11 protein-coding genes are annotated in these 8,245 nt (G+C 40.8%); 5 read left to right on the forward strand and 6 right to left on the reverse strand.

The window, feature by feature from the left end; genetic code table 11:
• The first annotated feature begins 56 nt into the window (after positions 1–56).
• Genes PAT01_RS07065 through PAT01_RS07080 form a run of 4 tightly spaced genes read left to right on the forward strand, consistent with a single transcriptional unit; the run spans position 57 to position 2,571 of the window.
• Positions 57–545 (forward strand): FKBP-type peptidyl-prolyl cis-trans isomerase, encoded by a 489-nt coding sequence (locus PAT01_RS07065; RefSeq protein ID WP_024031457.1) that lies wholly within the window; start codon positions 57–59, stop codon positions 543–545.
• 26 nt (positions 546–571) lie between these two features.
• Entirely contained in the window at positions 572–1,300 is a 729-nt protein-coding gene (locus PAT01_RS07070; protein ID WP_154945222.1) for an SDR family NAD(P)-dependent oxidoreductase, read from the forward strand.
• A 10-nt stretch (positions 1,301–1,310) separates the two neighbouring features.
• Positions 1,311–2,153, forward strand: a complete 843-nt coding sequence (locus PAT01_RS07075) for an amidohydrolase family protein (protein ID WP_154945223.1) — start codon at positions 1,311–1,313, stop codon at positions 2,151–2,153.
• Positions 2,154–2,199: 46 nt separating this feature from the next.
• A complete protein-coding gene (locus PAT01_RS07080; protein ID WP_154945224.1) occupies positions 2,200–2,571 on the forward strand; it encodes a hypothetical protein in 372 nt (123 codons plus the stop codon).
• 139 nt (positions 2,572–2,710) lie between these two features.
• Here the strand turns inward: PAT01_RS07080 and PAT01_RS07085 are convergent, their stop codons facing one another.
• The 4 genes from PAT01_RS07085 to PAT01_RS07100 form a co-directional block, all read right to left on the reverse strand.
• On the reverse strand, positions 2,711–3,886 hold the full coding sequence (locus tag PAT01_RS07085) for a mandelate racemase/muconate lactonizing enzyme family protein (RefSeq protein ID WP_054983246.1): 1,176 nt from the start codon (positions 3,884–3,886) through the stop codon (positions 2,711–2,713).
• 25 nt (positions 3,887–3,911) lie between these two features.
• Positions 3,912–4,679, reverse strand: a complete 768-nt coding sequence (locus PAT01_RS07090) for a class II aldolase/adducin family protein (RefSeq protein ID WP_024031462.1) — start codon at positions 4,677–4,679, stop codon at positions 3,912–3,914.
• Positions 4,680–4,845: 166 nt separating this feature from the next.
• Complete coding sequence (locus tag PAT01_RS07095; protein ID WP_004587649.1) at positions 4,846–5,169, reverse strand: c-type cytochrome; 324 nt, start codon at positions 5,167–5,169, stop codon at positions 4,846–4,848.
• A gap of 160 nt (positions 5,170–5,329) precedes the next feature.
• Positions 5,330–5,869, reverse strand: coding sequence for a DUF2058 domain-containing protein (locus PAT01_RS07100; RefSeq protein ID WP_004587650.1), 540 nt, complete (start codon positions 5,867–5,869; stop codon positions 5,330–5,332).
• A 199-nt stretch (positions 5,870–6,068) separates the two neighbouring features.
• Here PAT01_RS07100 and PAT01_RS07105 point away from each other — a divergent pair, with 199 nt between their 5' ends.
• On the forward strand, positions 6,069–7,214 hold the full coding sequence (locus PAT01_RS07105) for an MFS transporter (RefSeq protein WP_154945225.1): 1,146 nt from the start codon (positions 6,069–6,071) through the stop codon (positions 7,212–7,214).
• Here PAT01_RS07105 and PAT01_RS07110 read toward each other — a convergent pair.
• A complete protein-coding gene (locus PAT01_RS07110; RefSeq protein WP_096042387.1) occupies positions 7,181–7,681 on the reverse strand; it encodes a prolyl-tRNA synthetase associated domain-containing protein in 501 nt (166 codons plus the stop codon). The genes PAT01_RS07105 and PAT01_RS07110 overlap by 34 nt on opposite strands.
• Before the next feature lies 1 nt (position 7,682).
• Complete coding sequence (locus PAT01_RS07115; protein WP_024031465.1) at positions 7,683–8,084, reverse strand: putative periplasmic lipoprotein; 402 nt, start codon at positions 8,082–8,084, stop codon at positions 7,683–7,685.
• Positions 8,085–8,245 lie beyond the last annotated feature (161 nt).

Raw genomic sequence — 8,245 nt, forward strand, 5'->3', positions numbered from 1 at the left:
TCGGTATTTCGCGTAAAATCGGCTTTTAACTTAGTCAAAAACTTAAAGAGACAAGCATGCAAATTAGCAAAAATTCAGCAGTTGAATTTCATTACACATTAAGCGAAGCGGGCGAGCAACTAGAAAGCAGTGTAAACCACGCGCCTCTTAGCTATATTCATGGCAGCGAAGGCATGCTTCCTGGCTTAGAAAAAGCCCTTGAAGGCAAAGCCGCAGGCGATAAGTTTAGCGTAACACTTGAGCCAAGCGAGTCATACGGTGAGCGCGTTGACGATTTAATTCAGCGTATTCCGCTTAAACACCTTCAAGGTGACGTAAAAGTGTGGAAACCAGGTATGACTGCGATGGTGCACTCAAACCAAGGACAACACCAGGTAACATTAGTTAAAGTAGGCCGCTTTAATGCAGATTGCGATTTAAACCACCCGTTTGCAGGCAAAACGCTAACGTTTGATTTAGAAGTGGTATCGGTTCGTGAAGCAACCAGTGAAGAGATTTCGCATGGCCATGTTCACGCTGAAGGCGGCTGTGGTCACTCTCACTAATCACACACCTTAAATTAGGAGCAAGTATGTCTAAGGTTGCTATTGTTACAGGCGGTACAAAAGGCATTGGATTAGCGGTTGTAAAACGCTTTATTGAAAATGGCTACACGGTGCACAATTTGGATATTGAGTACAGCGAGCTGGGGGTTTTTCACCAATGCGATGTGAGTAATGTTAGTGCTGTAAAAGCCTGTATTACGGCCATTTGTAAACAAAGCCCACGCATAGATGTACTTGTTTCTAACGCCGGTAAACACCTCAGTGCTAGTATTGAGGATACCGATGAGCATACTTTCGATGCATTATTTGCATTGAACGTTAAAGGGGCCTATGCGGCTGTACAAAGTGTACTACCCAGCATGAAAGCGCAAAACAATGGCGCTATTATTTTAATAGCCTCAGATCAGGCAATAATTGGTAAGCCTAACTCGTTTGCCTACAACCTGACAAAACATGCTCTTGCTTCTATGGCAAAAACTACAGCACTTGATTACGCCCAATTTAATATTCGCGCGAATGCGGTTTGCCCAGGGACAATAGAAACCCCTCTATTTCACAACGCGATAGATGCTTATTGTAAAAAAAGTGGGGCTAACAAGGCTGATATAATGGCAGAAGAAGCAAGCCTTCAACCGCTAAACCGCTTAGGACAAGCTGATGAAGTTGCCGCGTTAGTTAGCTTTTTAGCAAGTGATGATGCAAGCTTTATAACCGGTAGCCTACAAAATATTGATGGCGGATATACCACACAATGAGCACATGCCGATGAGCCTGAAAATTATTGACCCCCACGTGCATTTTTTTAACCTTGCCGAGGGGCAATATACTTGGCTGCAAGGCGAAAACCCACCAGCATGGCCAAATTTAGAGTTAATAAAACAACCTATTAGCGAAAAAGAGCTACTAGAGAGCAGCGACTTTACCCTCGCCGGCATAGTACATGTAGAGGCTGGTTTTGATAACAACGCCCCCATTAACGAACTTAATTGGCTAACGGCGCATTTAAAAAAGCTTCCCTTTAAAGCCATTAGTTACGCTCAGTTAGATTGCGCACCAGTGCAATTTGCAAAAGCAATAAACGCCCTTGCCCACCCCCATTTAATAGGCATACGGGATATCACCGAAGGCGCAAACGCACAGCGATTATTAAACCCAGTGTGCTTTAGTAATTTGCAAACCCTTTGCCAGCAAGGGCTGCATTATGAAGCCCAGTTTGAGCTTGAAAATACTGCAATAGCCGCTCAGCTTGCTCGTTACGCTAAGGCGCTGCCTCAGCTAAAAATAATAATAAACCATAGCGGCCTACCTAATAATATTAATAACTGGCAGCAAAGCATTCGCATGCTAAGTGCGCACAATAATATAGCGATTAAGTTTTCAGGTTTTGAGCTTTTAGCGTTGAATTTACAACAGCAACAAGATTGTTTTGAAACTATGTTCTCGTACTTTGGTGAGCAGCGCATTATGTTTGCGAGTAACTTTCCGGTTTGCCAAATTAACGCAAGCTATAATGATGTTTGGCATAGCCATCAAGCTTTGTGTAAAACAAATAAAATATGGCACAACCTTAGCTACGCAAATGCTAAGCATTTTTATAACATACCCTAGATAAGCTATATTAAATTTAACCACTTACGTAAATGCGGCAATGATTATGACATTACATTCGCAAATATCAGCCCTTGGCATTTTAACTATTTTAAGTGGTTGCGCATCTAACACGCAGCCTACTCCTAAGCTGCATCATGCCTTACTTACCCAGCCAAATAGCCAAGCGGTAGAGCGTGTTATAGAGCGCTTAATGCATATAAAAAACGTAACGCTTGCTGACGATATCTTTATTCACACCAGTACCTTTACTCTTAAAAACACAAACCGTAGCGATATAACAGCCAATCAACAGCTTAACTTTCCCGATCAATTTGAGTTAATGATAAACAATAATCGCTGCTATATACGCCACCTTGATAGTAAAGCCACCGCTGAGATAAAAGGCGTTACGTGTACAATTAATCTTGCCAATTAAACCCACTAACTATTCAAATGGTATTGCTCATCGGTATTAGAGAAACACAGCTATAAAAAAGCCGGTAAGTGAGCTATCACTTACCGGCTTTTACTTTAAACAATAGTATTTAAATAACGCTCTTTAAATAAAGCTTAAATTATTTAATTTCTACACGTTGCGAGCGCATAACAATCTCATCATTTAATTCAATGCCTAAGCCTGGCTCTTCTGATACTTCAAAAAAGCCATTTTTTGGTTGTGGATCTTGTAAGCACAGCTCTCGGTTCCACTTTTTAATGGCATATGTATGATGCTCATGAATCAAAAAGTTAGGAATAGCGGTTTCTAAATGAAGCGATGCAGCTGTTGCAACTGGCCCACCACATACATGCGCCTGAATACGCACATCAAAAATATCGGCGTAGTCACATACTTTTTTAGTTTCAGTAAAGCCACCACATAAACCGATATCGGGTTGTAGTACATCAATGCTTTGATCTTCTAAATAAGGACGCACACCCCAGCGGTTGTATAAACGCTCACCGCCTGCAATTGGCACTGCCACTTTATCTGCTACTTTTGCATGTAAAGAATGGTTTAAGTAGTTAACTGGCTCCTCGTAGTACATGCAATCAAACTCTTCGGCTATTTCACCAATTTGTATAGCAGAGGTCGCGCCAGGTAAGCTGTGGCATTCAAAAATAATATCCACTTCATCGCCAACTGCTTCACGTATAGCTTGCATACGAGCACGGTATAGCTTCATTTCAGCGCGAGAAATTATTTTAGTACGGTCGTAATACGTATTGCCGTCTTTATCGTATTGGATAGGGTCAACTTTTACTGCATCATAACCTTCGCCAATCGCTTTTAACGCCGCTTCTGCGTATTCTTGCGGTTGTACTAACGCTTTAAATTCGCTGTCCCAATCAAACTGTAGCTGCGATGCATAAGTACGTAGCTTATCGTTTACTTTGCCGCCCAGTAATTGGTATACCGGTAAACCAAGTGCTTTACCTTTTATATCCCAAAGTGCTGTGTCTATGGCGCTCATTGCTGCATAAACAACAGGGCCGCCACCTAAACCCCAAAAGCTTTCGCGTAACATACGCGACCATAACTTTTCGGTTTGAAATGGGTCGTGCCCAATTAAAAAAGCATCAGCCATTTCTTTTATCATTGCTGCTGCTGCGCTGTGGCCTAAATCGTAAGCCAAACCAGCCTCACCTACACCACTAATACCTTCATCGGTATGAATACGTACAAAAACCGGCGTCCAGGCTGGACGCTCTGGGCAATGAATATCAAATACTTCTACGCGATTTACTTTCATTAAAATTCCTTATTAGCCACGCAGGCTATTGTGCAAAACTGGGATCAAGTCGGTACGCTTTTCGTAACATGGCAGGCCACGCTAATTGCCCACCTGTGCTGCCGCTATGTACCACATTAGCTTGGTTATAAATATTGTCGATAATTGGCTGCGGCACCGGAATAACCTCTTGTGAGCTGGCTTGTAATGCAAGCTGAATTTCGCAGGCACGTTGCAAGTCATAAAAACGCATAAAGGCATCGCCTACGGTTGGGCCTACGGTTAAGCCACCATGATTTACCAATAGCATATGATTGGTATTGCCTAAATCATCTTGTAATACTTTGCGCTCGTCATCATTTACAGCCAGCCCTTCATAGCCATGGTACGACAGCGAAGGGAGCGAAAACATAGAGTATTGGCTTAGTGGCAATAGGCCATTTTTTTGTGTAGCAACGGCAATGGTTTCTTTTGTATGTAAGTGAATAACGCAATGAGCATCTTCACGCACTTCGTGAATTGCGCTATGAATAGTAAAACCTGCCGGGTTAATGCTAAAGGGGGTGTCGTCAATAATATTGCCGTGCAAATCAACCTTTACTAGGTTTGATGCAGTTACTTCGTCAAACGTTAAGCCAAACGCATTTACAAGGTAGTGATCAGTGCCAGGTAAACGTGCCGATAAATGCGTGTATATTAAATCCCCCCAACGAAAATGCTCTACTAATCGGTAGCAAGCAGCTAAATCTACGCGCAATTGCCACTCTTGCTCCGACACTTTATTTTTTAAATCTAGTTGGGGTAAATCAATCATAATCAGCCTTTTAAAATACGTACAACAACTCAAGTACGAATAGATGTTTAGAAGTCTAAAGCAGTATTAATTTTATAGCAAACACAAACAAAACAGCCACACAATTGTGTGGCTGTTTACGCTGCGCTTTAATTTAAAACGATAATACGTTTTTAAACGCGGTGCTTTATTTTACCTTTGAAAGGTAGTCAGCAATTGCTTCAAACTCTTCGTCCGTTACCGTTGCAACCATTGCTTTCATTGCGGCAGTCATACCATTGCTACGCGCGCCCGATTTAATATCTTTCATTTGGGCCACTAAATAGTCTTTGTTTTGACCATTAATTTTAGGGTATGCGCCCATAATAGGTGCCTTACCTTCTGCACCGTGACATGTTTGACACATTTTTTGGGTGTAAAGGGCTTCGCCATCAGCAGCGGCGGCGTTAAACGAAAAACTTGCGGCTAAACTAATACCCGCGCCTACTATTAGTGCTTTCATCTTGCTCATTATATTCACTCTTCTTTTTGACGGTTAGAAAATAGTCTATTGATTGTAGTAAACAATCTAGTAAAAAGCATACGTATCAATTTACGTTAGGCGATCAAACAAACATGACTACGTTTTCAGCCATTGTTGTTAACTTTAGCAAACAATACTGAACAGACACTTACCATACTAAATCATCTGGTACTTCAAAGTCTGCATATGGGTCGTCTTCATCTTTTGGTTTGTTTTCAGGTTCAACATGAAAAACAATGTACTTTTCATCAACTTCTGCGACTTTACGCGCCGGCTCATCATCGAGTACGTAAAACTGCCCTTCCAGTACACAAATAGCTAAACGACCACCCGATAACGCTTTTTGGGTTTTCTCGTTTACGTCTATCCCTTTTACTTTGTTATCGTAGGTAAAATTAAAGGTACGCTCACCGCGGATAGAGTCTTGGTTATGGTGCTCAAGTATTTGCTTAACACGAGCAACTTGCTCACGTTGCTTAAGCTCTTCTTGGCGCGACTGGTTAAGTTCTTCAGCCTTTTTTTGCTGCTCTAATTTAGTTTGCTGTATGTGCTTTTGCAGATCGCTTGGGTTACTGGTAGCCCCTTTTTTTTGCTTTTTTTGTTGCTTACGTTTTTCTGACTTAGCAACTTTAGCTTTGTGCGATGTTGTTAACCCTGCTTGCAGCAATTGGTCTTGTAATGAACCCATGGCTTTGTTCCACTAAAAACTTATATTAGGTTTATTTTAATCACCAACGAGTACAAATAACAGTGCTATTAGCATTAATCTAGCAAAGGGCTGAATATACACTTTGATTTAGCGCAATTGTTAATGATTTAACCTATGAAATATAAGCCATTTTTCATATACTTTGGCTAAATTATCAGCTTACGTTTTAAGCCTTACAATGCGTTTTGCTCATTTACTTATTTGCTCGGTGTTTATATTTTTTGTGCTGTACGCACCTCAGCCTTTATTGAGCTTATTTGCTAGCGAATTTAACGTCTCCCCTACGCTTGCTGGCAGCTTAATGAGCGTAACCATGCTGCCTTTAGCAATTGCACCTTTGGTTTATGGGCTATTTTTAGCCAAGCAAAACCCGTTTATTATTTTACGTATTGCTATGTTTATTTTAGGAGTGAGCTGCATACTGTTTACAGTAGCGCCAAGTTTTGAGCTATTACTTTTGGTGCGTTTTATACAAGGCTTAACCTTACCTGCCGCGCTTACCGCGATGACAAGCTTTATTGGTATACGTTACAGCGCAGATGCCTTACAAAAAAATATGACCTTATACATAGGCAGTACCATAGCTGGCGGCTACTTTGGCCGAGTATTAGCCGCTTTATTTAGTGATTTATGGTATTGGCAAAGTTTTTATTATGTTATTTCGATTGTGCTTATTGGCCTGGCTATAAGTATAAAGCCCACGGGCTTTGTGGTATCTAATCAGTCAGCACTTACGCCGTTAACGTATATTAAGCAGCTAAAAGATGCGGCAGTACTAAAATTGTATTGTGCCGTTTTTTGTATGTTTTTTTGCTTTGCAGCCTTATTAAATTACCTACCATTTATTTTGCAAAACACCTTTTTAATTACAAACACACGCGATATTGGCTTAGTGTACAGCGGCTACTTAATCGGTGCTTTAGCATCTATTGCAACACCTTGGCTTGCTAAAAAAGTGCCTTCAGCTTGGCATTTACTTGCTGCGGTTTTTATCGTGTATAACTTAAGCATTGTATTACTTATAAGCCAGCAACTGAGTGTGTTTTTAATCGCGTTTACGTTATTTTGTGCTGCTATGTTTGTTATACACTCAAGCGCTGCTCCACTTGTTAACAAGATTAGCAAAGCGCCTGCAAGTGTAACAAATGGCGGGTATGTATCGTTTTATTATAGTGGCGGGGCGTTGGGCTCGTTATTGCCAGGTATTGTTTATCAACACTCAGGGCAAACTGCATTTATGCTTTGCTTACTGAGTGTGTGTTTTATTGGTTTAGTCTTAGTAACATTAGGCTATCGAGAAGGTAAAAACATTACCCGAGGCTGATGCCCTGTATGCTCAAAAAAGGTGTTTAAGTCATTTTTTGTAAGCAGCCAAGTTTGGGTGTTTTCAAACGGGTGACAATGAAACAGCTCGTTAAACCAAATATCTTGATCAAGCCACAAAGTAACATTGCTTTGTTTATCGTTTGCTAAAGCAAGCATAGACACACACCCGGGCGCCACTTTTAAATAACGTGCTAACCGCTCGCTAGAGGCAAACCCCAACCGAGAAAGTCCCTGTTGCTTAGATAGGGTTTTTAAATCGAGCTGTTTGTCGTGTGCGGTAATTACTAAAAAGTGTTTTTTGCCCTCGTTATCACGCAAAAACAAGTTTTTAAGTCGCGTACCTGGGCGCTCCACCATAAATGCATCAGCATCTAAACTGGTATGTAACGCAGGGTGTTCTATTACATCGTAATTTATACCTAATTGCGCTAACAACTGCGCAAGCTTTGCTTTATCGGCCAACATACTACAAACAACGCCCTCTTAGCTGCACACTTAAGTCACGCCATAGCACTTGTGTAATTTCGTGTTTATTTTCACAATAGTTATTTTCACTGAGGGTTTCGTTTAAAAACCTGACGGCTTCATCCTCAAGCTTAAGTTTTAACACACTAGAGTCTTCGAAGTGTTCTTGTTCTATGTAACGTTTTACATCAGAGCGGCTCGGTCTTTTTTCGCCTCGCCCGCCGTTATTTAAGTTTATGTTACTGCGATGCTCAGCCTTTACCGATACAACATAAGCAAATATTTTGTTACCTTGCTCATCCACGTTCTCATAAAACTGCTTGTTATTTATTTCATAAGGAGGCGCTTCATTACTTGCACACCCTGCAAGTAGCAAAGCAAGTATACAGATACTTTTTTTCATTGTTTTTGTCGTTTCGCGAGGTATTTTTCTCGAGTCTATCAAAAATAAACGATAACAGTTAAATATTGCTAAAAAATACTTGACCAAATTTATAAAAATATTTAAAGTTCACCCCGCTTGGAACTCAGCAGCCAAGTAATTACAACTATGTAATTTAGGAA

Origin of the sequence: Pseudoalteromonas atlantica (assembly GCA_007988745.1) — a bacterium.
In the GTDB taxonomy this organism is placed as follows: Bacteria; Pseudomonadota; Gammaproteobacteria; order Enterobacterales; family Alteromonadaceae; genus Pseudoalteromonas; species Pseudoalteromonas atlantica.